This window comes from Peribacillus sp. ACCC06369, from assembly GCF_030348945.1.
GTDB lineage: Bacteria > Bacillota > Bacilli > Bacillales > DSM-1321 > Peribacillus.
On the sequence record NZ_JAUCEN010000002.1, the window covers coordinates 4,854,502 to 4,880,890 of the forward strand.

A 26,389-nucleotide genomic window follows, 5' to 3' on the forward strand; every position below is an offset into this window, starting at 1 on the left:
TAATTGTCATATTTTTTGCGTGTTTTCTCCATTTGATAATATATGAATAAAATGTAAAAATGAGGTATTCTCATGAAGGAGTTGAGTGTTATGAAAGGTAAGGTATTTTTAGGAACTGCACTATCCATCGGTCTATTATTTTCTGCTATTCCCCATCAAGAAGCTTTAGCGGCAAAAAATGTGTTAAGTGTTGAAAAGTATAATAAGCATAAGGATTCGCTAGAATTCAAGTCTGGGAAACTTACGGACCCATCGAAGCAAACGGCAGAAGATATCATTCTTACCTTTTTTGACGAAAACAAAAAGTCTTACAAGCTAGAAAAGCAAAAGGCGAAAGACTCCTTCATTATCCAGAAAGAAAGCAAGGATGAACTTGGCAATACCGTCCTTAGATTGCAACAAACCTATAAAGGGGTACCTGTATGGAATTCTACACAATCAGTATTGATTGACGCTAAAGGGGTTTTAACGGTCGTATCCGGTACGGTCGAAGCCAATCTAAACACGAAATTAGGGAAAAAGGCTAAAAAAGGCATCAGTAAATCAGAAGCTATTAAAATAGCGGAAGCAGATCTGGGGTTCACTCCTGCCTATGAACAATCCCCTGAATCTGAGCTATATGTATACGCAAATGAAGGCAAGGCGGATTATGTATATAAAGTCAATTTGAATTTCTTAAGTCCGGAACCAGGAAATCATAATTATTTCATCTCAGTCAAAACGGGGAAAATACTGAATAAATATAATACCCTGGATGAAGTGACGGGAACCAATTCCGTAGGAACGGGCACAGGCGTATTAAACAACACCGTGTCGTTGAACACTACCTTATCCAACGGTAATTACTATTTACAAGACAATACACGCGGCAAAGGCATTTTCACTTACAATGCCAATAACCGTTCAAAATTACCTGGTACACTCTTTTCCAACACAACAAATGCTTTTACCACTTCTACAGATAAAGCTGCTGTAGATGCTCATTTTTATGCGGGTAAAACTTATGATTATTACAAATCCACATTTGGACGGGACTCTTATGATGGAAATGGAACCATCCTGAAATCAACCGTTCATTATGGCTCGAGATACAATAATGCTTTCTGGGATGGCACCCAAATGGTTTACGGTGATGGAGATGGCACGACGTTCATCCCATTGTCAGGCGGTCTGGATGTCGTTGCACATGAACTGACGCATGCTGTGACTTCCACTGAATCGAATCTTACCTATCAATATGAATCTGGTGCTTTGAATGAAGCGATTTCTGATATTTTTGGCACAGTGGTCGAATTTAAGAATCAAAGTGCCAAAGCGGATTATTTGATTGGAGAAGATATTTACACACCTAAAACTTCTGGTGATGCACTCCGTTCAATGGCTAACCCAACATTGAATGGTGACCCTGACCATTATTCGAACCGTTATACGGGTACGGGTGATAATGGCGGAGTCCACACGAACAGCGGAATCATAAATAAGGCAGCCTATTTGATCTCTGCAGGCGGCACTCACCATGGCGTGACCGTCTCCGGGATCGGTATCGATAAACTTGGGACAATCTTTTACCGGGCAAACACGACTTATTTAACTTCCTCATCAACTTTTTCACAAGCCAAAGCGGCAGTCGTACAAGCTGCAGCTGATTTATACGGTTCAACCAGTGCCGAAGTCACAGCTGTCAAAAATGCCTTTACAGCTGTCGGAGTGAATTAAGGGATTTACCTATATGAACGACACCTCCCTAGCTTCACTTTTAGCGGAGGTGTTTTTTCGTATGTACTGTAATGAATATCCATGCTATACGGAGTTTCGTGCATTTACTCGTGAGTTTCGTGCACTTACTCGTGAGTTTCGTGCACTTACTCGTGAGTTTCGTGCATTTACTCGTGAGTTTCGTGCATTTACTCGTGAGTTGGCGCACTTACTCGTGAGTTTCGTGCATTTACTCGTGAGTTTGAATCATTTACTCGTGAGTTTCGCGCATTTACTCGTGAGTTTCGCGCATTTACTCGTGAGTTTGAATCATTTACTCGTGAGTTGGCGCACTTACTCGTGAGTTTCGCGCATTTACTCGTGAGTTTCGTGCATTTACTCGTGAGTTTCGCTCATTTACTCGTGAGTTTCGTGCACTTACTCGTGAGTTGGCCCACTTACTCGTGAGTTTCGTGCATTTACTCGTGAATTGGCGCACTTACTCGTGAGTTGGTGCATTTACTCGTGAGTTTCGTGCATTTACTCGTGAGTTTGAATCATTTACTCGTGAGTTTCGTGCATTTACTCGTGAGTTGGTGCATTTACTCGTGAGTTGGTGCATTTACTCGTGAGTTAGCGCATTTACTCGTGAGTTTCGTGCATTTACTCGTGAGTTTGAATCATTTACTCGTGAGTTGGCGCACTTACTCGTGAGTTTGAATCATTTACTCGTGAGTTTCGTGCATTTACTCGTGAGTTTCGCGCATTTACTCGTGAGTTTGAAGCACTTACTCGTGAGTTGGCGCACTTACTCGTGAGTTGGCGCACTTACTCGTGAGTTTCGTGCACTTACTCGTGAGTTTGGATTTTAGAATAACTATGGATTTTCCGATACATCATAATAAAAAGGAAAAAAAGATAACCAGACTTCGTATATTTCGACCGTCCGGAATTTTGATTTGTCCTTCTCGTGAATTATTAAGTCCTACGTATAACCTATGAAATAAAGGTTAAGCCTCAATAAATACATTAGTGTCATTTAAATGAGAAAATGATTAATTCCGTAAAATAGTTGCTTTTCTCCTTATTAACTGTCAAGCTTAGATGATCTGGACTATATTGAATAGAACAAGTAGGTGACGAACATGATTGAAGTTAAAACTTCCACACTCAGTGATGGTGAGTTCAATAGAGGCGTATTCGCAACACAGGACATTAAAAAAGGTGAGCTTTTACATGAAGCACCTGTCATTGCTTACCCAAACGAGGAGCATGTCTTCATAGAGAAAACATTGCTTGCTGATTATGCGTTTGAATATGGAATTAACCATACTGCCATGCTTTTAGGTTATGGCATGCTGTTTAATCATTCTTATACCCCAAACGCTACGTATGACATAAACTTTAAGAATCATACGTTTGATTTCTTTGCTTACACCGACATAAAAGCAGGAGAAGAAATCCTGATTAATTATAATGGTGAAGTCGATAATGAGGATCCGCTTTGGTTCAATAAAGAAGATGACGGTGAAGATGTAGCTGAATGATCATTGAACATTCATGAAAGCACTTGTGCTTTTGAAAGACCTGTCAAAGGTCTTCGAAAGCAACGGGTGCTTTTTCATTTTCCTTTTACCGGCTTGATGAATTCACAGCTGGATTTTAATCGTTTTAATTGTTGGATATTAAGCAATAAAAAACGCCCCATTAAGAACAACTTAATGGGGTGGTCATTTTACCTTAACGTACGGATGGGTTACTTGATTTTGATTTAGTCATTGATTGGAATTGGCTCTTAACCTTGTCAATTGTTTCTGGTGTGGCCAGTGTTTTTATTTGAGTCATGGTTTTTTCACGAGTTTTCTTATTGCGCATTAGAAATGCGGCAGCTCCTATCAGGACGGTTCCAAGCATTTTGTTTGATGGCATGTGAGTTTCCTCCTTCAAGTTAGTCATATATAGTATTCCCTCTATCTACAGAATTAAACAAAAGCATCCTATTGAGAGTGCGGTGTCCCTTTTATTTATCCAAATTCAGACTTTCAATATAATTCATGCTTTCAGGACTCTTCACCACTTTTTCAGCTTGATCCGGGTCAGCCTTCGTTTGCTTCATATTGAAGAGTTTATATGTCAAAACTCTTTTCACTGACTCGTTAATCTTTTCCATCGGAACTTCCCCTGTCTTTGCTGCTTTTAGTAATCCGTTATATACCTCAAGCTCATGGGAATATTCATGACAGACGAGTAATAAGTCAGCTCCTGCAAGGATTGCTTGCTTCCCCATATCCTCATAGGAGAAATACTTGTTCACAGCTCCCATTTCCAAATCGTCCGTGACCACAAGCCCTTCATATTTAAGTTTCCCCCGAAGCAGGTCCTCTATAATGACTTTTGAAAGGCTTGCCGGTTTTTCTTTATCATAGGCTGGATATTTAATGTGGGTCACCATCACGAAAAACTTTTGGTTATCCATTTCACTTATGATTTGCTTGAAAGGATAAATATCCGAATTTTCCAGATCAAGTTGGTTTGCTTCCACGGACGATGTTTCGACATGCGGATCGATTTCGCTGCGTCCGTTTCCGGGAAAGTGCTTCAATGCACCCGTTATGGATACATCATTCAAGCCTTGAATGGCTTTCTTTCCGTATTGATAGACCTTTTCCGGATCTTTTCCCAATGAGCGCTCATCCGTTTTCGATAGATCAAGTACCGGGGCGAAATTTATGTTAATCCCCATGGAACCCAGTTCTGCTCCATTCAATTTTGCCACCTTGTACATGTCTTCCACAGATGCATTTTTCCCAAGGTCCTGTTGCGAAGGGAGTGGCGATACCCGTTCCCTCATCCGGATTATGTTCCCGCCTTCCTGATCGACGGCCACCATCAGCGGAAGCGAAAGTGTACTTTGATCTGCCGTTTGCTGAAGCGAATTGGATAACTTAGCCACTTGTTCAGGTGATTTCATATTGCGGTCAAAATAAATGACGCCCCCGATATGTTTTTGTTCAATAAGCTCCGTAATTTCACTGCTCTTTTCAGTTCCCCTGAAACCGACCATCATAAGCTGCCCAACTTTTTCTTCAAGCGTCATTTCTCCGAGCATTTTTTCTATTTTCTCATGGCTATCCGTAATGGCATCGACGTCTTTCCCTTTTTCGACTTTAGAATTCGCATCCATATTCAACTGAATGAACACCACTGAAAAAGCGAGCATTGCGATGAAAAGCAGGCCCATATATATTTTTCTTTTCTTCATGCTTTAACCTTCATTGACATTTTCTCTTTCCTTCCTTAATTGCCCTTTTATTGATTTTGCGGCACACTATCTTAATCATGTTCATAAATGGACCATTCTATATCATCATTGAGGATTTTTTTGCATAAAGCATTAGCCAGGTACCATACTACAAACATAGCCTAATTAAAAGGAGATGCCCCCCATGAACGGAATCTTGAAAAATATTGCCGTTACCTTAAATCATGCAGTCGATTATGCAAAACAAAAAATAACAGCAATTACAGGAACAACTTCCGTTACGATAGCGGAATTGAGTGCGCACATCATCAATCAGCCTGAAACAAAACTAATCAGCAAGAACCTTTTAGGGATACCCATTTCTTTTTACCACTTACAAAAAGAAGATGTTACGTACTATTTGGAAATGAAGAGCTCTCAAATTCTCCAGTTGGATGTTCAAGCCCATAACCATACGATTGTGTCTTACAGGTCTTATCGAGATAAATCAAGCTTACCCACGGCGATTAGATTTCCTAAAACCCTTTTGTCCGAATGACTCTGGTACAAAAAATAAAAAGCTGATATTCCCTACATAAGGGGGTATCAGCTTTTTTTCAAATTTATAGGGAGAAAAACTGGTCTCTTTCCCTCGAAATCCATTTCTCGGCATCTTCCTCATCCTTTTTAACTAAGCGGTTAACGAGGATATCATGCCAAATGTAATTTTCGAGAAAATTGATATGAATGGGGTCATCTGTGTAAAACGCCGTTTCTCTCGCTTCCGAAGAAGGCCCGTAAATCGTCTCCTTGCCATCAATGGATAGGATGAACCATTTGTTCTCTCCGATATTATCCACATAACTGGTTTGGCGATGTATATCTATACCTGATAATGGGTTTTCAACCTGAAATGCAATCCCCTTGAAAGTACAAAGCGCGGCTGCCCCTTTAAGCTCTTGTTCAAGTTTCCCATACATCTTGTCCCATAAGGAAACCACCACCCTTTTCTCGGCTTTTTGAATCAAAGTACGACAGAAGGATAGGATATGCCCCTCACCTTTTAGCGTCATTACACGATTGTCGGACATCGGCTCGATTTTCTCGAATTGTTTTAGTGTATGACTGATGGATTGATAGGTATTTTTCCATTTCGATTGGACGGATTCCAAAAACACATCGACTGGTAATGGTGAATATTGTATCGAGTCATTGATTTCCTCTTTTAATACGACTCCTTCTTCTTGAAGTCCATTTAATATTTCATAGATACGTGCCCTGGGAATTCCTGATTCCTTGCTTACTTGATAGGCACTGGTTGGACCTTGGCGAACTAAAGAAACATAAGCCTTTGCTTCATATTGACTAAATCCGAGAGACTGTAGTTTTTGAATGATATCTTGCATAGTACCTCCTAGTGCTTTAAGTAAGTTATATGCCTATCATACCAAATCTCTTATCGAAATTTATTCGATTTCAAAAGGTATGCATCATATTCTTATTTACAGAACGATTTTTGTTAGTTACTATTTAAATAGTGACTAACAGAAATACTTTGGGCTATGGCTACAGAAAAAGCAAGGATTCCGCCATAATGCCAATGTTTACGGAGGTATCTTGAATGGAAGATATACAAATTTCAACACTCTTGCTGCTGATATTTTTCGGCTTTCTGGCAGCATTCATTGATTCAGTAGTTGGCGGCGGTGGCCTGATTTCCATACCTGCTTTATTATTTTCAGGACTTTCCCCTTCAGCAGCGATCGCAACGAATAAGTTGGCAAGTTCCATGGGATCTTTAACAAGTACCATTGCCTTCATTCGCTCAGGTAAGGTTGATTTTCGATTGGTATCCAAACTTTTCCCACTTATTTTCATGGGATCCTTGCTAGGTGCTTGGGTTGTCAATTTCGTCTCACCCGAACTATTAAAACCACTGATCTTAGTTCTTTTACTAGCTATAGCCATTTATACCTTTTTAAAAAAGGACTGGGGACAAGAATCGACTTACCAAAGGCTTACATGGTATAAGGCAGCACTATTTACGTTCGCTATATTTTCCATTGGTTTTTATGATGGATTTTTAGGGGCTGGAACGGGATCTTTCATTTTGTTTGCCTTTTTAATGATTGGCTTTGATTTTTTGCACTCTGCAGGAAACGCAAAATTTTTAAACTTCGGAAGTAATCTGGCAGCACTGATCATGTTCATCTTTCTTGATACCGTCAACTTTTCCTATGGAATACCGATGGGGATCTCCATGATAGCAGGAGCATTGGCAGGTTCAAAATTTGCCATTAAGAAGGGAGTGGCATATGTAAGAGTATTATTTATCATAGTTACCGTCATTCTGATCATGAAAAATATATTCGATTACTTAATGGGTGGCTAAAATAGAAATTTCCGGCCACAGCAAGAACTGCATACATCTGAAAAATGCTTTGTTAAACATTAATATTGATATTTGAACAAATGAAAAAGACCACTTATTGTGGTCTTCTGAATTTCAAAATAAAATTTTTGGCAAAGTCTAATATTCTTTCCGCTCTATTTATAGTGTTATTAGGTGATTAATAGGGCTTGAATTTAGTGAAATACTTCTTTAACCAATCTGCCCCGTTAGTCGAAAAGGGGCTGCCACAGCAACCCGATTGTTTACGAAAGCCCCCTTTACTTTAAGGGAAATTCGCTCAAATCCTCGGGATATAAAGAGTGTTCTTTTGTAAATAATAAGATTGTTAAACAATAAATTGAGGAGGACTTATATGCAAAAGGATCAACAAGCTAAAGAGAATTTGGGTTCTATTATGAAACCGGAATTTTCCGGAACTGATGCACAAAAAGTAAAACAAGAAATTCAAAAAGATGTAAGCGAAGGACAAGGTGCAATGACTTCCCGAGAGGCAGGAGCAATGCGCGATTAAAAAACCACTCTGAGTGGTTTTTTTCTGCTTCAAAATTAAACACTTTACATCCCTCATTCCGATTTGATGGAGATGCTGAAAACTTAATGATATAAGCACGGTTGGTTGAAAGACCACCTCAAGCCATGTGAATATCTAGCTAAAGAAATAAACAAATAAATATAGCAAAAGGTAAGCTACATTAATTGGGTAACCCTTATTTTTATGAACTAACCTGCCCCTTTAGTTGCATAAAGAAAAAGCTGCCTTAAAGACGCTCCGATCTTCAGCTAACGCATGCGTTAGTTGCATAAGGAAGAGGTTTGAAAAAATAGCCTGTATATATTTGAACGATGAATAACTTACCTATTTTCTTGTGTTTGTTTGCACCATATACAGAAAATTGGGAAAAACGTAATCAAAAACGTAACTAAGTTTATAAATTCATCAAAAAATACGTTAGAAACATTGATATATCAACAATTTAATAGATTGCAGTTTATTTAATTGAGGTATATTTTCCAATTATTTTAAATTATTCTATATAAGTTCTTACGATGAATACAATGTTTATTAACTATCGCAATTGACTAGAATTGATTTACAACCATTTAGAAACGTAACCAAAACCGTAACCATTTTTATAAAAAACTCGTCAAGCGTAAAATCGAAAGTATGAATTAAAGCAGCCGTTTCTATATTGGAATGCGTTGCTTTATTTTTTATTGGACATATCAGAAATGTTTAGCTGTGGTAAGAAAACTACTAGCAATAAAGCTATTAAGCTAAACGCTGGTAGCTTGCTACATTCCATCTATGCTTATTAATCAGCTTTGTGTGTTCAGAAAACCATTCTAAGCGATTGTCAAACTTTCTAATGATGATTGATAAGCTAATTTTGTCTAAGGCTAGCTCTAACTCATCATCTATCTATTATTTATATAAATAATTCCATAATTGCGTAAACCTGTAAACATTTTAACCTATAAACGTTGATATAGTAGGTTTTTTATAGGTTTACTCATTGGTTTACCTTTAAGTTATTAGAAGTAAATTCAGCGCATTGGTATTCCCTGACTTTCTTTGAGTGTGGGGTGTTGAGAAAGTATCTTGCTGAAAAGATCGAGACTTATCTTTTTATTCAGCTACCTAAGCCAAGTGAGTATCCAAATGTTTTAAAAATTTCTGCTGGTGATTACTGGTGTATCCAAAATAACGGCTGGTCTATTGATTCTGCTACTGAAATTTTTAGTGAGGAATGGATATCTGATGTCGAGTTTTTTGTCACCGAATCTGAAATTTATGGGAATAATAAACTCTATCATCAATTGAAAAAGGAACTTCGAATAAGAAAAACATAGGGAGATTTTAGTCTTCCTATGTTTTCATTCATATTATTTATCTGTTTGTTTTTGCTTCTTTTTCAAATACTCCGCACGTATTTTTTCAAGATGCTGCTTTTTATCAAATTTGGCAGGCGTCTGTTTTTCATGAAACTTTGTCACAGCTACCTGACTTTTGTAATCCAATTGATATTTTCCCACTTTGTTCACCTACTTTTCATGTCTTTAAAGAAAATCTATTCAACAAATATAATATACCTTATTTTACTGAAGTAAACCTTATTACTTTATTAGTGTACTCTAACTTTGCATATATCAGTAAAAACATTAAAAACTTAGTAAAATAATTCATCGCCAAATGGTATTCATTTCATTGCTATAATCAATATAAAATGCCTTGACACTCTGCATAAGCCTCAATAATTCTATTTCTTGTTTGTTCAGCTCTCTTCTAAAGGTCCAATTTTTCGGTAAATAAGGTTTAAAATATTAAAACAATCTAAGTCTACTCCATCTTTTAAATGGTTCTTAATGCTAATAACCATTACGTTCTCGATGATTTCAAATTTAGGTTTCTGAGGGGAAATATTGTTTTTTTTGCAAAGTCTTTTTACTACTTGTTTAAAAAAATCTACATCCCCAATATTTTTCTCCAAAAAATCACCCCTTGTTATTAACTTTTCCACTTATATCCATCTTAATCCAAATATTACCTTATTCAACTAACCTGCCCCGTTAGCATTCCTGTAGAGCATTAAATATCGGCTTTGAAAAAAACAGAGCCCCTCAGTATGATGAGAGTACACACAAACCAAAACTCATCTTAAGGAGGAAGCTCTAATTTTCAGCTAACTCACCCGTCAACCAAACTGGGTTTATACCGTTTATTATGTTCGTTATAATTCAGTTTATAACTGTTTTTCTGCCTTTTATGACAGCTCCGGTTTACCACTAGTGAGAAATCCATTAGTTCCTTAACGCTTTTCTTACTTTCCTTGCAAAAACTAATGGGTCATCAACAGCTTCGATATTAACGTAAACCAAATTCGGATTATCAAAAAGCCACTCATTGTGTATGGATGAAGCTATTATTCCTTGTTTAAGAATGGAAGCAACAAAATTCTCGACTTCTTTTTGCAAGAGTGCTACCCTACCTAGGCACAATGCTCGTCCAGTCTTATTATCTCTTGATTCAAATGAGAAAGAAGAGGTTACTCTAAAACGTTTTCCTAAAATTTTTGCTTTTATTTCATTTCGATTTATGGTTGTCACACATTTTCCACCCGCAAACCCTTCTTGGCCGCCGATAATTCTTGCAAACTCTTGACAAATTAATTCATCATTAGATGCCATCTATTCATCTCCTCCCTAGTATTAATAGGATATGAATTAATGAATAGATTCGAAACGGCTATGCAGCTCTTTTGAAATAAAAATTATGAAAATTATTTATATCTTATTCAAACTAACCTGCCACGTTAGTTCCATACAAAAAAGGCTGCCGCAGCAACCTCCCTTTTTGAACTAAACCACCCATTAGTTGAAGAAATTTGTTGCCTATTATTCTTGAGTGTACTCGTCACTTTTGTATTCTAAAAGATCTCCCGGCTGACAGTCTAAAGCCTTACAAATCGCTTCTAACGTGGATAGTCGAATCGCTTTTGCCTTTCCATTTTTCAATATAGAAAGGTTAGCCATTGTTATTCCAACCCTCTCCGAAAGTTCTGTTACGCTCATTTTCCTTTTAGCCAGCATCACATCAATATTGATTATTATTGCCATGTTATTCACCTCAGACTATTAAGTCGTTCTCTGATTTTATATCGATGGCTTCTTTTAAAAGTCTTTGAAGAACAGCCGCAAAGACCGCAATCACCATGGGAGCAAAAATCAAACCCATTCCGATTAGTACGAGACCCGGTGCGTCATCTATCTCCGCCATGATATAGACGAGTGGCAGAGCTACCACGTACAATGCACTGATTGTGATGGCACAGTTTTTGATTTTCTTTAGGGCTCTTACAGATAATTCCGAGAAAGCTTGATTCTTGTCAATATAGCTTAAAAGGTTAAAAGATTGATACAAAGCGAAGTAAAATGGGATTGCCGAAACATACATAACCATTAAAATTCCATATACCACATAAGCCAAATCTGAACCTCTTTCTGCTACTTCATTTGCTTCATTCGCTATCTGAGGCAACAAAAATAGACACAAAGCAAGAACAGGAATGCCGATAAAAATAACAGCTACCTTTAAAAAGAGTGTTGAACTTGGTTTCATAAAAAGCACCTCATTTATTTATTGTCAAGTTGAATTTAACACATGTTTTATTGTTTTACAATAAAATATTATTGATTATAATTACATTGTTATTGTTTATAGACATGATAAAAAGCATTCCTCATTACAGCGAAATGCTCTATAACTTTAAACCATTCAATTTATAACTTGTGCAACTAAACTTCCCTGTTAGTTCACCAATAAAATCAACAATATCCTTTAAAATTGCAAAAAAAAAAGTACAACACTTAATTCCCGCCATGGAATGTGACATATAGGAATTATTTGGGTATATGATAGGTATAGAATGTGTGGAAAGGTGTGATTGGATGATTGAAAAGTGGACTGGCGAAGAAATGGCAGATCTATCGGGGCAAACCATTGTAATCACTGGTGCTAATAGTGGAATCGGCTTCGAAACGACTTTTACACTGGCCGGTAAGGGGGCAGAAATCATTCTTGCCGTCCGGAATGCTTCAAAGGGTGAAAAGGCGGTCGATAGAATCATCTCGGTCCACCCTAAGGCAAATGTACGCGTTATGCAGCTGGATTTAAGTGATTTAAGCAGCATTCGGCATTTTACTGATTCATATAAGGAAAACTATGACTCACTCTCCGTCCTTATCAATAACGCAGGTGTGATGATTCCGCCTTACAGCAAGACGAAGGATGGTTTCGAGCTACAATTCGGCAGCAATCATCTCGGTCATTTTGCTTTGACAGGCCTCCTGCTTCCGCGTATTCTTTCTACTCCAAAATCGCGGGTGGTCACGTTGAGTAGTTTGGCCGCCAACAATGGATTCATGGATTTCGAAAATCTAAATGGTGAAAACGGTTATAAACCAATGAAATACTATGCGCAAAGCAAGCTGGCCAATCTTCTCTTTGCCCGCGAATTACAGAACAAATTCAACCAGCATGATGCAAACCCGATTAGCATTGCCTGTCATCCGGGCCTTGCCCATACCAATCTCATGTCACGCGGATCTGGCAAGCCCATGAATAAATTTGTCCACTTTCTTTCCAAAACCATCACCCAGCCCGCAAATCTGGGCGCATTGCCCACTCTTTATGCCGCAACGGAACCTACATTAACAGGCGGGGAGTATATCGGTCCCGATGGCAAGAAAAGCAGAAAAGGCTTTCCTAGAAAAGACGATATCATCGATACCTTATATAATGAAGAAACTTCGAAAAGATTATGGGATATTTCGGAATCCATGACAGAGGTCAACTATCGTTTCACTGAAAGCATTACGCCAACCTAACTAAAATGCTCCCCCATTAAAGCGGGCTTAGAGGTTAAGTCTGCTGCCCATGAACATGAAAAAAAAAGAGGGGGCATAATGCCCCCTCTTTTCACTTCTATCATTCAGCGTCAAAAACTTCGACTTTTTCCATTTTGTCGCCATTTTTCATAGCTTTTGCTGTTTCAAGTCCAGATGTCACTTTACCGAATACCGTGTGAACGCCGTTAAGATGCGGTTGTGGTGCGTGCACGATAAAGAATTGGCTTGAGCCTGTATCTTTTCCGGCATGTGCCATTGATAGGCTGCCTGCCTCATGTTTGTGAGGGTTTCCTACTGTTTCACATTTGATTTGTGTGCCGCTTCCGCCTGCACCTGTACCTGTTGGATCTCCGCCTTGGCTTACGAAACCAGGGATGACACGGTGAAAGACTACGCCGTTATAAAATCCTGTGTTTGCTAAGTTTTCGAAGTTGGCAACTGTGTTCGGTGCTTCGTTCGGGAAAAGGTCGAATTCGATCTTTTCTCCATTTTCCATAAGTATGTATCCTTTTTTAGCCATGTAAAACATCTCCTTTAATATGAACTGAACTGAATCAAATCTAATAGTAACATTTTTAGAAGCAGAAAGAAAAGCAAGCACTACTTATTTCGATTTGTATCATTATACATCACAACGTTTTTTCTTATATAATTGGATAGATTCATTATAAAAGGGGGAACGAACCATGATACAGCAATTTGATGCATTAGTCGTGAACAAGCAAGATGATCAATTCACCGTTAACATTCAGAAACTATCAGTTGATGATCTGCCGCAAGAGGATGTGCTCATCCGTGTTCATTATTCCGGTGTGAACTATAAAGATAGCCTTGCCAGCATTCCAAATGGAAACATTGTCAGCAGCTATCCGATCGTTCCGGGAATTGATATGGCTGGTGTTGTCGTTTCATCTGAGGATTCCCGCTTTAAAAAAGGGGACGAAGTCATTGCGACCTCCTATGGGATTGGCGTTTCACAATCCGGCGGCTACAGTCAATTTGCCCGTGTTCCTGCAGATTGGATCGTTCCGCTTCCTGATGGCCTTACAATGAAAGAGGCGATGATCATCGGAACGGCTGGTTTCACTGCAGCTTTATCGGTTCAGCGCCTGGAAGAAAATGACCTTACTCCTGGGCAAGGGAGCGTTCTCGTCACTGGGGCAACTGGCGGGGTTGGCAGTTTCGCTGTCTCGATCCTTTCCAATCTAGGCTATTCCGTTGAAGCGAGTACAGGAAAAGAATCGGAACATGGATACCTGAAGGAAATCGGTGCGACGACTATTATATCCCGTGAAGATGTATATGATGGCAAGCTGCGGGCACTGGGCAAACAGAAGTGGAGCGGGGCGGTAGATCCCGTCGGCGGTGAACCGTTAGCCTCGGTCCTTAGCCAAATCAAGTATGGCGGATCTGTAGCGGTCAGTGGATTAACGGCTGGTACAAGCCTTCCTGCCACCGTCTTTCCATTTATCCTCAGAGGCGTTAATTTACTTGGTATCGATTCGGTCAATTGCCCGATGGATACAAGATTGAAAGTTTGGCATCGCCTTGCCACCGACTTTAAACTTACGCATTTAGAACAGCTCGTTCAACAGGAAATTACAATTGATGAATTGCCTGACATCCTTCCTACCCTATTAAAAGGGGAAGCAAGAGGCAGAACGATCGTTAAGCTATAATCCAAAAAGTGACGAGAGCATGGCTTCTCGTCACTTTTCATTGTGAACTTTCGTTGATTGGGAGAATGATTTCTACAATCGTCCCTTTTCCCACTTCGCTGCTGAAATGAATTTCCCCATTATGTTCATGGATGATTTTAGTACTGACCATGAGCCCCAACCCTGTTCCTTTTTCCGAGGTGCTATAAAAAGGCTGACCTATATGCTTCATGCGCTCATTTGAGATTCCACAACCTTGATCAATGAATCGGATCATTGCGGAGGCGCCCTCATGGTTTAACTGTATATGAAGTTTGCCGCCATTCGGCATGGCTTCTATCGCATTATTGACGACATTCGTGAATACTTGTTTTAACTGATTCGGTTCGCCAATGACTGATGCCAAATCCGTATTGAATTCCTTGATGATTTCAACATCATTCAATATCGCTTGAAACTCGGCTAACGTAATCACACTATCCAATATTTCGTTAAGCCGTATCGATTCACAAACCTTCGCTTCAGGCTCTGCTAAACTTAAAAATTCATTGGCCAGGATTTCGATTTTCTCAACTTCACTGACCGTCATTTCAAGATAGTCCTTTTGCTCAGGGTCTTCCCTTAATAATTGTAAAAATCCTTTTACCGTAGTTAATGGATTTCTTATTTCATGTGCGATACCCGCAGCCATCTGTCCTACCGCTGATAACATATTGGATTTACAGAGCAGCTCATCGGTCTTTTTACGCTCCGTAATATCCCTGCAGAATACCTGTATGGCTGGCTGACCTTTATAAATAATCGGAAGCCCGAGTGTTTCTCCATAAAATACTTGTCCGTCAAGTCGAATAAACTTTTGTTCCAGTAAACCAACCGCCTGATAATCGTCCCTCATTATCTCGATTCTTTTTTGTACACTTTCCCGGGAATCCAGGTGAACGAATTGAAAAACTGATTTACCGATAATATCTTCCACACTATCCATCCCAAGCATTTTTGCCCCCATGGGATTCATATACTCTATGATCCCATTGCGATGCACAAAAATCGCTTCAGGTGACACCTCCACTAAACTGCGATACCTTTGTTCACTTTCCTTCAAGGCAGCTTCAGCAAGTTTTTGATTCGTGATATCCCGATAAACGAAGACCAGTGCACACGGCTCATTTTCTTTATCCCGGATATTAAATAGGGAGATGCTCACATCGATTAACCGGCCATCCTTCCTTTGCCTGACCGTTTCAAAGCCTTTCTTTTGTACCCCAGCCCTAATCTGGTCATGCAATCCTTTGACTGATTCCTTCAAGAATTCAGGAATAATGGGAAATGGCATGCCAATGAGCTCATCATTCGTCCAACCAAAAAACTCTTCAAAAGCTGCATTTACTTGAAGAGTCTTACCTTTCAGATCAACAATGGAAATGGCGTCCGGGTTATTCTCCATGAAAGACCTGAATTTCCAAGTATTATCCTCCGACTGCTCCCCCATTTGCCCTTGTCCATAATTAATAAGCTCTTTACTCATCAATTTTTTTATTCCTTTCTTATCCGGAAATTTACTGTCTCAATTTTACAGTAACAGTAAATCATTTGCCAGTTTTATCATATGATATTTACCATTTAGGGATTGATGCACAAAGAGGCTAAACCTCCATAAGGTTCAGCCTCTTCATTAAAATGTATTATAAATATTTTGACACTCTGCACCTGTTGGTTCATAAAAGCAATGAAGCTTGAATCGCCCAACCAGAGGCTGATTATACCAGGTTGCCGGACAATCTCCCGGTGGCCTGAAGTACCATAGGCTAAATTTCGAGGGCCATAGCCTTTCACCACTTACACTGCGGCGTGCAAGCCTTTTTTCCCTATCCCTTGCTCGTTGATAAAAATACCCCTTCTGCACAGCTTCAAAGGCATGTTCCTGATAAATCATGTCTGGAATCGTCCTTAACCCTTTGAAATCGGAACAATTCGACCTGATCCGATTCACCCCTACATTCCCGATCATCAACATGCCTTGATCGCCTTCGCCCTCGCCTTCAGCTCTAAGCAACCTTGCCAATAAAGCAATATCGGCATCAGTGTGCTTTACAACAGCCATCCTATCACCTCCACTTTTTTATCCTATGCCTTGGAGATGGTAAAATGCTCCGTTTTTTAACAAAATCTTCATATAGCGTACATGTCCCATCAATAATACAATCCTATACTTAAGTAAGGTTGGATAGCACGAGTGGCTATCATGGTATATGGCGAAGGCGGGGCCAATACTTTCTTATACATATAAAAAAGGCGGCACATATTGTGCCGTCTTTTATCTTGTCCCATCATTCTTTCTCTTCAAATGCGGCTTCAAACGCCAATGATACCTTTTCGAACTCTTCATCCGATTCGATATCGAGCAGCTCACCTTCGCCTTCGACCCTGAAAAAGAAAATATCGATATCTTCTTCAGTATCCTCTTCAATATCCTCAAGCAAACCTACCGCTACATATTCCGTTCCTTCTACATCCAATGATCCTAAAACCTCAACTTCATGGCCTTCATCATTATCATCAGAAAGAGTGAAAACTTCACCTTCACGAATTTTTCCCATATTACCTCTCCTCTCATATCCATTAATAATGGTGTTGTTTCCATAGTATATCGACTAATCCATATAGAAACAAATATTTGCCTTGTAAAAATATAAATTCTATTCTTTCCAACATAATGTAATGTAAACACAATAATTTTATACCTCGAATCTGAATAGACAATATTATGAAAAAAAATAAAAAATATCATCCATAACGTCACAGCTCACCTTTCAATATTCACCAATAATTCCTCTTCATTAACATTATTTTAAATATTATCTAAAAAAGGCTATAAAAATGTAATTTAATTCCGAATAATGTTATACATACTATTAATCAGCATATTGCACATGAACATAATGAAGGAGGAAGTTTTCTTGGCTGCGAAAAGGGTCGATCACATTGGCATCGTTGTAAAAGATCTTGAAAAATCCATCGCCTTTTATCAAGATGTGCTGGATTTAAAATTAAAATTACGCATGCCTCATACTAATGGGGTAATCGAACTGGCATTCCTGGGTTACGAAGAGTCGGACGAAACAGAAATAGAATTGATTCAAGGATATAGCGACACACTGCCATCCGAAGCAACGATCCACCATTTTGCCATTACCGTGGATGATATCGAAGAAGAATATGCCCGGATCAAAAGCTTGGATAACACCGAGCTTATTGAGGAGGAAATCGTCACACTTCCAAATGGTTATCGCTATTTCTACGTTTATGGACCAGAAAAAGAGTGGATTGAATTTTTCCAAAGGTAACTAGCATACTAAAAAAGCAGAGTCCATGGGATTTCTGCTTTTTTAACGTTCACTCTTAAGCTATTCCTTCTGAACGGCCTTCAAAAATAACACTTCAGTCCATTTCCCATGAGCTTTTCCATGATAAATAACAGTCGCGCTTTCAAATGGTACATTCATTTCATTTATAGCGAGAAAATCAAATTTTACAGATAAAAAACCTTTCTTTACTTAAATGAAGGAATTTCTTAATATATCCCATATATCCTTAGATGTATCAAGTATATTTTTGGAGGTATGCATTTTGGGGAAAATGAGTAAAAAGGTAGCAGGAATTACGTTAGCGGGTACAGTAGCCCTTTCATCACTGGGTATTTCAGCAATGAAGGAAGATGTTCAGGCAAAAGACAAGAAAAAAGAACCAACAAACGTCATCATGATGGTTATGGACGGAACAAGTACAGGTGCCACAACCCTTTCAAGATGGTATAAAGGCGATAATCTGGCCATGGACGAAATGCTGGCTGGTGGTATGCGTACATACTCAGCTGAATCAGCGATTACAGACTCAGCTCCTGCAGCAACAGCGCTTGCGACAGGAAATAAATCCAATGATAAATTTGTTGGTGTCCTGCCATCCATCGTCAATTCTCCAGGGCTCGATCCGGTTAATCCGAAAAATGCCCATAAACCAGTCGCCAACGTATTGGAAGGGGCGAAACAAGCGGGAAAGGCAACTGGCATCATCTCTACCTCTGAAATCCAGCATGCTACACCCGCAGGCTTTTCAGCTCATGTGACACATCGAAGCAATTACGCTGATATTGCGGAACAACAGGTTTATCAGGGCATTGACGTGGTTTTGGGAGGGGGCAAGGAATCCCTTTCACCAGGTAAAACAAAAAATGCAAGAATTGATGGGGAAAACCTTTTGGAAGTGCTTGATGATGGCAAATATGACTTTGTAGAAACCCGAGATGAGCTGTTAAACTCTAAATCTAATAAAATTTGGGGAAGCTTTGCACCAAGTGCCCTAGCATATGATTTTGATCGTGAAACAACAAAGCCAAGTGAGCCCACTTTAGCAGAAATGACCAATAAAGCCCTTAAAACCTTGAAAAAAGATAAAGACGGCTTCTTCCTATTTGTTGAAGGCAGCAAGATTGACTGGGCTGCTCACGGAAACGACACAATCGGAATGATCAGTGATACTTTAGCTTTTGATAATGCCGTGGACGAGGCACTTAAGTTTGCAAAAAAAGATGGAAACACGATGGTTATTGCTGTAACGGACCATGGGAACAGCGGAATTACAATGGGTAACTTAAACACGAACTCCTCTTACCCGGAAACACCCGTTTCAGCCTACATCGATCCATTAAAGAAAGCGAAGATGACAGTTGAAGGAGCTTTAAGTAAGTTGAAATCAGATAAATCCAATCTAAAGGAAGTTGCAGCCCTTTATGGACTTAATGATCTGACAGCTGAAGAATCAGCAAAACTATCCTCTTCTAAAAACGTAGGGGCTGACATGACAAAGATGCTTGCTAACCGTGCCAACATTGGCTTTACAACAGGCGGTCATACAGGAGAAGACGTATTCATGTATTCTTATGGCCCTTCAAAACCGACAGGATTAGTGGAGAATACAGATCTCGCTAAAAAGATGGCCCAATTCATGGGGTTTGATTTACAAAAGTTATCGAATAAACTATACATGAATGCTAAAGATTCCTTTGAGAAAAAGGGATATTCAACCCGTATTGATGTGTCTGACCCGAATAACCCAGTTTTCGTAGCAAAAAAGGGTAAGCAAAAAGTGGAGTTGCCTGCAAATAAGAATATCGTTATCATGAAGACTTCTAAGTCTACACAGCAAAAGAAAATAAATGCGATCACCGTTTACAATGGAAAAGACTTCTATATATCTGAACAAGCATTAAAGGCAGTCAAGTAAGCATCACTTCTTTATAATGATGAGCGAATGGAAGGAGTCCCTGTTTTAACAAGGGCTCCGACTTTAGGCAAAACTCAATGAAAATCGAGTTTGCCTAAAGTTTTTTTTGATTAGTACAATTTGTCCACTCCAGGCACTCGCTTTCCGCGGGCGGTCCGGGAGCATTTCCCGCAGGAGTCTGCACCTTCCGTTCCATTCACTTTGCTTTAAAATTCAGATAGAAATCATACCTAAGGTGATGTAGGAGTGGCTTTGAGCCAATTGGTTCCTGAACATCGCTATGGTTTTATGATAAAGTCCGCCATAATCTTGGTTTGGTAACAACTACGGGCTAAAAAGGGTTTAGCCATGCGGCAATCTGGATCTTCAAAAAGGAGCCCATACTAGGGCTCCCTTTTTTATGACTGTTCTTTGTATTACTAGGACTTGATTCTAGTGAATGAAAGACTTTCATCCCTAATCACTTTCATCACCACGCTTCACCAGCTTGCCTTTTTGACACCCGGCAGATGCCCTTTATGTGCAAGTTCCCTAAAAACGATACGGGACATGTTGAATTTGCGCATATACCCACGCGGTCTCCCTGTTACTCCGCAACGATTGTGGACCCTTGTCGGCGAAGAATCCCGCGGGAGTTTGGCCAATGCAGCATAATCACCTTTCTCCTTCAATTCCCTACGGATTTCTGCATATTTTTCGACCATTGCCAACTGTTTTTGTGCTTTTACCACCTTGGATTTTTTCGCCATTTATATTCTCCTTTTTTAAACATAATGATTTTATTAATCCTATAACTGTTCACAATCCGTTCCGCTGCCTGCCTTGCTCCCGATATATTCATGGATATCGGGCCCATTTCAAGTTCAGCCAATGCTCCCGTGACATATAAACCAGGTCTCTACTGCAATGACTGCGATACAATCGGATAACCACATTCCGCGCAGCGTAAACCATGCGACTGGATGACTGGCGTTAGCCAATCCTTCCCAAGCATTGATGACTTAAAGCCGGTCGCCAAAAGGATCGTCCCTGTTTGTTGAATAACCTTTTCATTTTTATCCCTGAGGCTAATATGCCCATCCCTCCACACAGCGCTTATCACTTCAACATCCATCACACGCAATAATCCCTGTTTAACTTGATTCATCAGCGCTTTATGTAAGTCAGGTGGAATGGATCCCTTATTACGGGCCTGGATAAGACTTTAGTAAAAATGCAGCCATCGTCGTACCTTGAATGCCTCCGCCAATAATGATCCATTCCAACATGAACTTCCCTCCTTTTACATCCAATCTCTTCATAAAGCATAATCATTACGATTTAAATCTCGAAATTACTTCGTTTCACGGTGAAGCGTATGTTTCTTTAAACGCGGGCAGTACTTTTTCAATTCGATCCTGTCCGGGTTATTCCGCTTATTTTTCGTTGTGATATAGTTCCGGTCCCCTGATTCAGTGCATGCTAAAGTAATGTTCACTCTCATGTTTTTTTCCTCCTAAATTTTAATGGACTATTTCCGTAAATGCAGGTAATGGATCTTCATACAGAGACCAATCCTGCTGCAACTCTGCTGAAGTCAGTAAACATTGATCTAGTTCACGTTCTATCTCCTCTTGATTCATCTCGATGCCAATCATAACCAGCTCCGTCATCCGGTCACCATATACCGCATTCCACCGTTCCAGTAATTCAGGTGCTTCCTGCAAAATTTGGAGCTGTTCTTCCTCAGGGTAAGCTGCGACCCATTTACCGGCTGCTTGAATCGTTAATGACGGTCCTGCTTGCGATAACAATCCGGCTATATCATTTCTTGATGCCAGCCAAAGGAAGCCCTTTGCCCGCACCACTTCCACCGGCCAACTTTCTAACCACGTCATCAGCCGTGATGGATGAAAGGGTAATTTCCTTCTGTAAACGAAGGATGAAATCCCGTACTCAAGGGTTTCAGGGATATGCTCTTCATTCAACTCTTTTATCCAGCCTGCACCTTGGCTTGCCTTTTCAAAATCAAATAAATGAGTATTCAATACTTCCTTTAGCTGCACCTTGGAATGATCCGTTTCGATGATCCTCGCATCTGCATTCATCTTATGAAGAACCGCTTTCAGTTCCTCCACGGCGTCAGCATCCATTAGATCGATTTTATTTAACAGGATGACATTGGAGAACTCTATCTGATCTATTAATAGATCGACAACTTCCCTGCCATCCGCAGTATCAGTTGCCTGCATCCTGTCAATAAGTGTTTCTCCGGAAGTGAAGTCTTGCCAAAAGTTATACCCATCAACAACGGTGACCATCGTATCCAGCCGGCAATATTCCGATAAATCAATTCCCATGCTTTCATCAACATAGGAGAAGGTTTGGGCTACAGGTACCGGCTCGCTTATCCCCGTCGATTCAATTACGATGTAATCAATGTCCCCTTGTTTCGCCAATTTCTCCACCTCGATCATTAAATCCTCACGAAGCGTACAGCAAATGCAGCCATTCTGCATTTCCACAAGTTTTTCATCCGTCCGGGTAAACCCTCCCTTTTTGACCAGCGAAGCATCAATATTGATCTCACTCATATCATTAACGATTACGGCAACCTTCAGATCATTGCGATTTTCAAGTATATGATTCAAAAGCGTCGTCTTTCCCGCACCAAGGTATCCACTCAATACCGTAACGGGAATTTTCTCCTTCTCCATCCCTTGTCACTCCCTTACCTGATTTATTATTTTTGTTCACAAATCAAAATCATTACGATTTAAACGAAAAAGTTAACCTCCATGAAAAATCACTCTTTAATAATAAAACGTAATCATTCCTATTTGCAAGCTTTTTTCAAAATTACCTCTCGAATACTCTTCCTGAACATATGTAATCAACCATTGCACCCAATACTCAGCATGGGCAATCACGGATAAATGAAAGGTGCTGACATTCTTCCTAAAACTAAAAACAAAAATTAAATGGAAGCCCAATCACACATAACATCATGTGTAATGAACCTCCATTACAGTTTTATCATTTATTTTACTTCCATATTGACAAGCTGCTGATCATCAACAATGTTTCATTATCCAATACATTTTTCTATTTCTTTGTTGTAAATCGAGAAAAAAATTATTGGTTACTGTGCTTATTCCGCCATTTCCCACCCTGAAGATTTTACTGTCTTTTGTTCAAAAGTTTCAATCTCTCTCTGTTTCGCCAGTTTAGAAGCTTGTGACACGGACCACGTTAAATTCCCAAAGGCAATCACTGTCCCGATTGAGATAACTAACACCTTTTTACAAAGTATTTTCTTCAATAGCTTCCTCCTGAAATGTTTTGGAATACTCTAAATATAAACCAACATTGTTAACCTAACATGGAGCAGCTGTAAATGTACGAAATTATTTTTGTACATATGTAAACTTAAGTTCGCACACAAAAAGCTGAGTGCATATGCAGTCAGCTTTTCATAGGTTCTTCTTATTTATAAAACACTTTGTCGACGTTGTATTTAGCATGAAGTTTATTGATCATGTACGTTTCATAGATTTCACGTTCCATGGCATCTTCGACTATAAGAATGTCAATTTTCTTGACTTCATTACGATGCTCTTTAATTGGAGAAACATTATCCTCGAAGTGCTTTTTGACCCTTTGTCTTAATTTACGTGCTTTCCCGACAAAAATCAGCACATCGTTTTCATTGTAAAACAAGATGATGCCGCCTTTATCACGGGGAATCAAATGAAAATCGATAAACCCGTAAATTTCAGGAATGACGGCTTCGTCTCCTTCTATAACTTGCTTTCTTTGTTTGATGCTTATATCCGCTGCAGGGATTTCAATTTTAATCATTACAATTCACGTCCTCTATTTGTATAAGGTGAAACTTTCAATCGGGATCGAAACTCCAGTTTCACGCCAAGCTCATCACTTTAATCTTAAAGGTAAATGGTATCATAATTATCAATGAAAAGCCATGTATGCCTTGATTGGTTTAGATGAACTATTTTAAATATAAAGAAGAAGACTCGCTAAGAGCCTCCTTCTTTGTCGGGAATATCCTTTACCACCTGTGAGCCTTTGCATTGCTTCTTAGTATAATGTTTGTTTGCGATTCTTGCGTATGGCCATTAACTTGAGATTTTGAACGCTTAGGTCTTGTCCAATTATGGTGAAACTTTTGAGAATGTGGATCTAATTGATCTTTATAGCTCATTCTGTATCACCTCATCATTAGGATTTGAATATTCCGTCCAGTGATAGAAATCCCCATCACTTGTTCTAGTATTTTATTTTTCCAAGGCTTTTATACATATTCTTTAAAAAGCGAATTCAGCTGACTTGCCTTTTGCAAGGACTTCCCCTTCTTCATCCACCGCATCACTTGTCATGAGGGATATTCCCTTTATGTTTCCATCATTTAGAATGAAACCGATGTTTCCGCTTTTTGAACCGTTTCCTTCTATTTCACCAGTAAGTTCTTCCAGGTAAATCTCATCTTCCCATGTCAGATGTTCTCCGCTGTCCGTTTCAAGGAAAGCAACTGGGGAAAACTTGATTTTTTTATCCGTATTATTTTTGATTTCCACGTTCACTTTTACGATATCGAAATCTTCATCATGCGTATAGCCGTGGAAGAAATCGATCATGCTGTAATCCGGAGTGGCATGCATCACTTTCATTTCTTTGACTTTAACCTCGATCGGACCAACATTCAACGTTTCATTCACTTTTTTATAGGCCTTCAAAGTTAATTCGCCTTTTGCATCGGAAACGTTCTGACCGATCTGGTTCAAGTTTATATCATCAGGAAGCTGTGGATTCGGAACATAGACATCCTTTTTTACCAGTGGTCGTGCACTTTCCTCTGTTTTTTCTTTAGCTGTTGTTTCTTCTTCGTAAGCTGGTTGGGTATTAAGAGCACCAAATGCCGTTAATAACAGGGCACCAATCATCAGTCTGTTCATTGAATCCCTCCCTGAAGTGTTATTACTTCTTTAATAGATCAAAGATGATTTTGGCATGATCCGTGTTATCGACCTGCCCGGCAAAACGCTCTTTATATGGCCCGTATGCGTAGACCGGTACATCTTCACCCGTATGTCCCCCGGTAGTCCATGCAGTATTGGTCCGATTATCGAATATGGCTTCAATGGCATTATCGACTTTCGTCACATTTTTTGTTTTGGCAGCTTCTGTTACCGTTTTGATTTCATCGTTAGTTAGCTTCACTTCATTTTGATCAATATATTGCTTTAACGTTTTTTCAACATCGGCGCCTTTGACGATGGCATCCGCCATGAAGTCAGGGGTGCGTTTGGCTGCCTTGATCGGTTCACCGTACCAGTTATAGATTCCTTTGGCTCCGATAGAGAATCCTCCTGTAGAGTGATCCGCAGTAGCCACCACTAAGGTATGTTTGTCTTTCTTCGCAAATTCTATGGCCGCTTTGTATGCTTTTTCAAAGTCTTCCATTTCACTCATTGCACCTACGATATCATTATCATGTCCTGCCCAGTCGACTTGGCTTCCTTCGACCATAAGGAAGAAACCATCTTTATTTTTATTCAAACGCTTAATCGCCGAACTTGTCATGTCTTCCAAAGAAGGCGTTTCACTTGGGCGGTCAATCATTTTTGGGAGTCCTTCAGAGGCGAATAAACCAAGGACCTGCTCATTTTTGTCCTTAAGCATTTGATTTTTATCTGTCACATAACTATAACCGTCTTTTTCGAAGGCTTTCGCCAAATTGACATCCGGACGGACAAAATTGGATTCCCCACCGCCCAAGAGGACGTCAATTTTATGTTTGCCCTTGATTAAGTCATTATAATAATCGTCTGCGATTGAATTCATGTTTTTCCGATTTTCATCATGGGCGCCAAAAGATGCAGGTGTAGCATGGGTGATTTCAGAAGTGGCAACCAATCCCGTCGCTTTTCCTTTTTCCTTCGCTGCTTCCAATACGGTTTTGACTTCTGATTTATCATTATCCACTGCAATGGCAGCGTTATAAGTCTTCACTCCGGAAGACATTGCCGTTGCTGCCGACGCTGAATCCGTTATATTTTGTGCAGCGTCTTCAGGGTAGGTCATCTGCTGGCCAACCAAGTATTTATCAAACTCAGTCCGTTCTGCCACCTTCGTACCAGGGTTATCTTTTAAATACCGGTAAGCGGAGGTATAGGAAACACCCATGCCGTCACCGATCAGGAAAATCACGTTCTTGATTTCGGGTTCTTTTTTTGAATTCCCCTTTGCCGAAACACGATCCGTAGCGGACCATGATAAACTTCCAAATGCTAATGCAGAAACGAGTGTGATGGGTAAAACCTTTTTACTCCATGTGCGATTCAAATGAATGACCTCCCATTAATGTTTTCTCTTTAATTAAACTATAGGTGAAGAAAATGAACTCAATGTCAAGGCTATGTAAAAATGCAGCAGGATAATTGTTAAGACAAAGTAAAGGCAGCTTGACTCGGAATTGCATGCCGCTTTTATGAAGTTGTGGGTTATTCATGAAAATCATCAGTAGTGGGGTCATTTTACAGGCTTTAGAGGAATGATAAAGATTTAGTTAACACCAGCGTGGGTAAGTGATCTTGAACCAAATTCTTTTCATTCAACGTCTTCAAATCAGAGTGATTTGTTAGGAGTTTGAAAGTGCTAAAAAATTAATGGAGAAAAGAAAATAAAGCATCCAAT

Annotated in this window: 32 protein-coding genes; 11 read left to right on the forward strand and 21 right to left on the reverse strand. The window is 39.5% G+C overall.

All coding sequences use genetic code 11. The features are described 5' to 3' along the window. The first annotated feature begins 90 nt into the window (after window positions 1-90). The 3 genes from QUF78_RS24680 to QUF78_RS24690 all read left to right on the forward strand — a co-directional run bounded on the left by QUF78_RS24680 (window position 91) and on the right by QUF78_RS24690 (window position 3,242). Window positions 91-1,716 carry a M4 family metallopeptidase gene (locus tag QUF78_RS24680; protein ID WP_289326757.1) on the forward strand — a complete coding sequence of 542 codons (1,626 nt, stop codon included), beginning with the start codon at window positions 91-93 and terminating at the stop codon, window positions 1,714-1,716. Between the two features lie 61 nt (window positions 1,717-1,777). After that, window positions 1,778-2,059: a hypothetical protein gene (locus QUF78_RS24685; protein WP_289326758.1), complete on the forward strand. Its 282-nt coding sequence runs from the start codon at window positions 1,778-1,780 to the stop codon at window positions 2,057-2,059. A gap of 781 nt (window positions 2,060-2,840) precedes the next feature. Next, window positions 2,841-3,242 carry an SET domain-containing protein gene (locus tag QUF78_RS24690; protein WP_289314608.1) on the forward strand — a complete coding sequence of 134 codons (402 nt, stop codon included), beginning with the start codon at window positions 2,841-2,843 and terminating at the stop codon, window positions 3,240-3,242. A 193-nt stretch (window positions 3,243-3,435) separates the two neighbouring features. Here QUF78_RS24690 and QUF78_RS24695 read toward each other — a convergent pair whose 3' ends face one another. Together QUF78_RS24695 and nagZ are read right to left on the reverse strand one after the other, a co-directional pair. Then, a complete protein-coding gene (locus QUF78_RS24695; RefSeq protein WP_289326759.1) occupies window positions 3,436-3,624 on the reverse strand; it encodes a hypothetical protein in 189 nt (62 codons plus the stop codon). Between the two features lie 91 nt (window positions 3,625-3,715). Next, entirely contained in the window at window positions 3,716-4,957 is a 1,242-nt protein-coding gene (gene nagZ / locus QUF78_RS24700; protein WP_289326760.1) for a beta-N-acetylhexosaminidase, read from the reverse strand. A 184-nt stretch (window positions 4,958-5,141) separates the two neighbouring features. Here nagZ and QUF78_RS24705 point away from each other — a divergent pair, with 184 nt between their 5' ends. Then, a complete protein-coding gene (locus QUF78_RS24705) occupies window positions 5,142-5,495 on the forward strand; it encodes a hypothetical protein (protein ID WP_289326761.1) in 354 nt (117 codons plus the stop codon). A gap of 64 nt (window positions 5,496-5,559) precedes the next feature. Here the strand turns inward: QUF78_RS24705 and QUF78_RS24710 are convergent, their stop codons facing one another. Further along, window positions 5,560-6,342, reverse strand: a complete 783-nt coding sequence (locus tag QUF78_RS24710) for a TrmB family transcriptional regulator (protein WP_289326762.1) — start codon at window positions 6,340-6,342, stop codon at window positions 5,560-5,562. A gap of 215 nt (window positions 6,343-6,557) precedes the next feature. On the opposite strand from QUF78_RS24710, the gene QUF78_RS24715 reads away from it, so the two are divergent. From QUF78_RS24715 to QUF78_RS24725, 3 genes are all read left to right on the forward strand, one after another. Then, window positions 6,558-7,328 (forward strand): TSUP family transporter, encoded by a 771-nt coding sequence (locus QUF78_RS24715; protein ID WP_289326763.1) that lies wholly within the window; start codon window positions 6,558-6,560, stop codon window positions 7,326-7,328. 373 nt (window positions 7,329-7,701) lie between these two features. Further along, window positions 7,702-7,860, forward strand: a complete 159-nt coding sequence (locus tag QUF78_RS24720; protein ID WP_289314602.1) for a hypothetical protein — start codon at window positions 7,702-7,704, stop codon at window positions 7,858-7,860. Window positions 7,861-8,933: 1,073 nt separating this feature from the next. Next, entirely contained in the window at window positions 8,934-9,200 is a 267-nt protein-coding gene (locus QUF78_RS24725; RefSeq protein ID WP_289326764.1) for a hypothetical protein, read from the forward strand. A 33-nt stretch (window positions 9,201-9,233) separates the two neighbouring features. Here QUF78_RS24725 and QUF78_RS24730 read toward each other — a convergent pair whose 3' ends face one another. The 5 genes from QUF78_RS24730 to QUF78_RS24750 all read right to left on the reverse strand — a co-directional run bounded on the left by QUF78_RS24730 (window position 9,234) and on the right by QUF78_RS24750 (window position 11,466). Beyond that, a complete protein-coding gene (locus tag QUF78_RS24730) occupies window positions 9,234-9,383 on the reverse strand; it encodes a hypothetical protein (protein ID WP_289326765.1) in 150 nt (49 codons plus the stop codon). 239 nt (window positions 9,384-9,622) lie between these two features. Then, on the reverse strand, window positions 9,623-9,838 hold the full coding sequence (locus tag QUF78_RS24735) for a hypothetical protein (RefSeq protein WP_289326766.1): 216 nt from the start codon (window positions 9,836-9,838) through the stop codon (window positions 9,623-9,625). A 310-nt stretch (window positions 9,839-10,148) separates the two neighbouring features. After that, complete coding sequence (locus QUF78_RS24740; RefSeq protein WP_289326767.1) at window positions 10,149-10,535, reverse strand: DUF1259 domain-containing protein; 387 nt, start codon at window positions 10,533-10,535, stop codon at window positions 10,149-10,151. Between the two features lie 207 nt (window positions 10,536-10,742). Then, a complete protein-coding gene (locus tag QUF78_RS24745) occupies window positions 10,743-10,964 on the reverse strand; it encodes a helix-turn-helix domain-containing protein (RefSeq protein ID WP_289314598.1) in 222 nt (73 codons plus the stop codon). A 10-nt stretch (window positions 10,965-10,974) separates the two neighbouring features. Further along, entirely contained in the window at window positions 10,975-11,466 is a 492-nt protein-coding gene (locus QUF78_RS24750) for a DUF2975 domain-containing protein (protein ID WP_289326768.1), read from the reverse strand. 329 nt (window positions 11,467-11,795) lie between these two features. Here QUF78_RS24750 and QUF78_RS24755 point away from each other — a divergent pair, with 329 nt between their 5' ends. Continuing rightward, on the forward strand, window positions 11,796-12,734 hold the full coding sequence (locus tag QUF78_RS24755) for an oxidoreductase (protein ID WP_289326769.1): 939 nt from the start codon (window positions 11,796-11,798) through the stop codon (window positions 12,732-12,734). 100 nt (window positions 12,735-12,834) lie between these two features. On the opposite strand, the gene QUF78_RS24760 is transcribed toward QUF78_RS24755, so the two are convergent. Further along, entirely contained in the window at window positions 12,835-13,275 is a 441-nt protein-coding gene (locus QUF78_RS24760; protein WP_053348803.1) for a peptidylprolyl isomerase, read from the reverse strand. A gap of 166 nt (window positions 13,276-13,441) precedes the next feature. Here QUF78_RS24760 and QUF78_RS24765 point away from each other — a divergent pair, with 166 nt between their 5' ends. Continuing rightward, on the forward strand, window positions 13,442-14,434 hold the full coding sequence (locus QUF78_RS24765) for an NADPH:quinone oxidoreductase family protein (RefSeq protein WP_289326770.1): 993 nt from the start codon (window positions 13,442-13,444) through the stop codon (window positions 14,432-14,434). Between the two features lie 37 nt (window positions 14,435-14,471). On the opposite strand, the gene QUF78_RS24770 is transcribed toward QUF78_RS24765, so the two are convergent. The 3 genes from QUF78_RS24770 to QUF78_RS24780 all read right to left on the reverse strand — a co-directional run bounded on the left by QUF78_RS24770 (window position 14,472) and on the right by QUF78_RS24780 (window position 17,010). Further along, window positions 14,472-15,938: a PAS domain-containing sensor histidine kinase gene (locus QUF78_RS24770; protein ID WP_289326771.1), complete on the reverse strand. Its 1,467-nt coding sequence runs from the start codon at window positions 15,936-15,938 to the stop codon at window positions 14,472-14,474. A gap of 147 nt (window positions 15,939-16,085) precedes the next feature. Beyond that, window positions 16,086-16,514, reverse strand: a complete 429-nt coding sequence (locus QUF78_RS24775) for a cell wall hydrolase (RefSeq protein ID WP_289326772.1) — start codon at window positions 16,512-16,514, stop codon at window positions 16,086-16,088. 226 nt (window positions 16,515-16,740) lie between these two features. Beyond that, on the reverse strand, window positions 16,741-17,010 hold the full coding sequence (locus QUF78_RS24780) for a DUF1292 domain-containing protein (protein ID WP_289326773.1): 270 nt from the start codon (window positions 17,008-17,010) through the stop codon (window positions 16,741-16,743). A 360-nt stretch (window positions 17,011-17,370) separates the two neighbouring features. Here QUF78_RS24780 and QUF78_RS24785 point away from each other — a divergent pair, with 360 nt between their 5' ends. Both QUF78_RS24785 and QUF78_RS24790 read left to right on the forward strand, forming a co-directional pair. Then, entirely contained in the window at window positions 17,371-17,757 is a 387-nt protein-coding gene (locus tag QUF78_RS24785; protein WP_289326774.1) for a VOC family protein, read from the forward strand. 283 nt (window positions 17,758-18,040) lie between these two features. Further along, complete coding sequence (locus QUF78_RS24790) at window positions 18,041-19,693, forward strand: alkaline phosphatase (protein WP_483313869.1); 1,653 nt, start codon at window positions 18,041-18,043, stop codon at window positions 19,691-19,693. 479 nt (window positions 19,694-20,172) lie between these two features. On the opposite strand, the gene rpsN is transcribed toward QUF78_RS24790, so the two are convergent. From rpsN to QUF78_RS24835, 9 genes are all read right to left on the reverse strand, one after another. Next, a complete protein-coding gene (gene rpsN, locus QUF78_RS24795) occupies window positions 20,173-20,442 on the reverse strand; it encodes a 30S ribosomal protein S14 (RefSeq protein WP_289326775.1) in 270 nt (89 codons plus the stop codon). A gap of 149 nt (window positions 20,443-20,591) precedes the next feature. After that, window positions 20,592-20,840 carry a hypothetical protein gene (locus QUF78_RS24800; protein ID WP_289326776.1) on the reverse strand — a complete coding sequence of 83 codons (249 nt, stop codon included), beginning with the start codon at window positions 20,838-20,840 and terminating at the stop codon, window positions 20,592-20,594. Between the two features lie 186 nt (window positions 20,841-21,026). Then, window positions 21,027-21,176 carry a 50S ribosomal protein L33 gene (rpmG, locus tag QUF78_RS24805; protein WP_034310390.1) on the reverse strand — a complete coding sequence of 50 codons (150 nt, stop codon included), beginning with the start codon at window positions 21,174-21,176 and terminating at the stop codon, window positions 21,027-21,029. A gap of 19 nt (window positions 21,177-21,195) precedes the next feature. Then, window positions 21,196-22,389, reverse strand: coding sequence for a GTP-binding protein (locus QUF78_RS24810; RefSeq protein ID WP_289326777.1), 1,194 nt, complete (start codon window positions 22,387-22,389; stop codon window positions 21,196-21,198). A gap of 434 nt (window positions 22,390-22,823) precedes the next feature. Then, the gene (locus QUF78_RS24815) at window positions 22,824-22,994 is read right to left on the reverse strand and encodes a hypothetical protein (RefSeq protein WP_181762212.1); all 171 of its coding nucleotides are present in this window, start codon (window positions 22,992-22,994) and stop codon (window positions 22,824-22,826) included. A 164-nt stretch (window positions 22,995-23,158) separates the two neighbouring features. Further along, window positions 23,159-23,539 carry a nucleotide excision repair endonuclease gene (locus QUF78_RS24820; RefSeq protein WP_289327401.1) on the reverse strand — a complete coding sequence of 127 codons (381 nt, stop codon included), beginning with the start codon at window positions 23,537-23,539 and terminating at the stop codon, window positions 23,159-23,161. A 205-nt stretch (window positions 23,540-23,744) separates the two neighbouring features. Further along, complete coding sequence (locus QUF78_RS24825) at window positions 23,745-23,897, reverse strand: YpzG family protein (protein ID WP_072272311.1); 153 nt, start codon at window positions 23,895-23,897, stop codon at window positions 23,745-23,747. Window positions 23,898-24,000: 103 nt separating this feature from the next. Next, window positions 24,001-24,648 (reverse strand): DUF4352 domain-containing protein, encoded by a 648-nt coding sequence (locus QUF78_RS24830; RefSeq protein WP_289326778.1) that lies wholly within the window; start codon window positions 24,646-24,648, stop codon window positions 24,001-24,003. A 22-nt stretch (window positions 24,649-24,670) separates the two neighbouring features. Continuing rightward, the gene (locus QUF78_RS24835) at window positions 24,671-26,038 is read right to left on the reverse strand and encodes an alkaline phosphatase (protein ID WP_289326779.1); all 1,368 of its coding nucleotides are present in this window, start codon (window positions 26,036-26,038) and stop codon (window positions 24,671-24,673) included. Window positions 26,039-26,389 lie beyond the last annotated feature (351 nt).

Coding starts and splice junctions, on each gene's coding strand:
- QUF78_RS24750 (WP_289326768.1), bottom strand. CDS start 11,466: ATGAAACCAAGTTCAACACTCTTTTTAAAGGTAGCTGTTATTTTTATC.
- QUF78_RS24760 (WP_053348803.1), bottom strand. CDS start 13,275: ATGGCTAAAAAAGGATACATACTTATGGAAAATGGAGAAAAGATCGAA.
- QUF78_RS24740 (WP_289326767.1), bottom strand. CDS start 10,535: ATGGCATCTAATGATGAATTAATTTGTCAAGAGTTTGCAAGAATTATC.
- QUF78_RS24715 (WP_289326763.1), top strand. CDS start 6,558: ATGGAAGATATACAAATTTCAACACTCTTGCTGCTGATATTTTTCGGC.
- QUF78_RS24775 (WP_289326772.1), bottom strand. CDS start 16,514: ATGGCTGTTGTAAAGCACACTGATGCCGATATTGCTTTATTGGCAAGG.
- QUF78_RS24745 (WP_289314598.1), bottom strand. CDS start 10,964: ATGGCAATAATAATCAATATTGATGTGATGCTGGCTAAAAGGAAAATG.
- QUF78_RS24710 (WP_289326762.1), bottom strand. CDS start 6,342: ATGCAAGATATCATTCAAAAACTACAGTCTCTCGGATTTAGTCAATAT.
- QUF78_RS24705 (WP_289326761.1), top strand. CDS start 5,142: ATGAACGGAATCTTGAAAAATATTGCCGTTACCTTAAATCATGCAGTC.
- QUF78_RS24755 (WP_289326769.1), top strand. CDS start 11,796: ATGATTGAAAAGTGGACTGGCGAAGAAATGGCAGATCTATCGGGGCAA.
- QUF78_RS24770 (WP_289326771.1), bottom strand. CDS start 15,938: ATGAGTAAAGAGCTTATTAATTATGGACAAGGGCAAATGGGGGAGCAG.
- QUF78_RS24685 (WP_289326758.1), top strand. CDS start 1,778: ATGTACTGTAATGAATATCCATGCTATACGGAGTTTCGTGCATTTACT.
- QUF78_RS24765 (WP_289326770.1), top strand. CDS start 13,442: ATGATACAGCAATTTGATGCATTAGTCGTGAACAAGCAAGATGATCAA.
- QUF78_RS24680 (WP_289326757.1), top strand. CDS start 91: ATGAAAGGTAAGGTATTTTTAGGAACTGCACTATCCATCGGTCTATTA.
- QUF78_RS24825 (WP_072272311.1), bottom strand. CDS start 23,897: ATGAGCTATAAAGATCAATTAGATCCACATTCTCAAAAGTTTCACCAT.
- nagZ (WP_289326760.1), bottom strand. CDS start 4,957: ATGAAGAAAAGAAAAATATATATGGGCCTGCTTTTCATCGCAATGCTC.
- QUF78_RS24695 (WP_289326759.1), bottom strand. CDS start 3,624: ATGCCATCAAACAAAATGCTTGGAACCGTCCTGATAGGAGCTGCCGCA.
- QUF78_RS24830 (WP_289326778.1), bottom strand. CDS start 24,648: ATGAACAGACTGATGATTGGTGCCCTGTTATTAACGGCATTTGGTGCT.
- QUF78_RS24780 (WP_289326773.1), bottom strand. CDS start 17,010: ATGGGAAAAATTCGTGAAGGTGAAGTTTTCACTCTTTCTGATGATAAT.
- QUF78_RS24810 (WP_289326777.1), bottom strand. CDS start 22,389: ATGGAGAAGGAGAAAATTCCCGTTACGGTATTGAGTGGATACCTTGGT.
- QUF78_RS24690 (WP_289314608.1), top strand. CDS start 2,841: ATGATTGAAGTTAAAACTTCCACACTCAGTGATGGTGAGTTCAATAGA.
- rpmG (WP_034310390.1), bottom strand. CDS start 21,176: ATGAGAGTGAACATTACTTTAGCATGCACTGAATCAGGGGACCGGAAC.
- rpsN (WP_289326775.1), bottom strand. CDS start 20,442: ATGGCGAAAAAATCCAAGGTGGTAAAAGCACAAAAACAGTTGGCAATG.
- QUF78_RS24720 (WP_289314602.1), top strand. CDS start 7,702: ATGCAAAAGGATCAACAAGCTAAAGAGAATTTGGGTTCTATTATGAAA.
- QUF78_RS24800 (WP_289326776.1), bottom strand. CDS start 20,840: ATGAATCAAGTTAAACAGGGATTATTGCGTGTGATGGATGTTGAAGTG.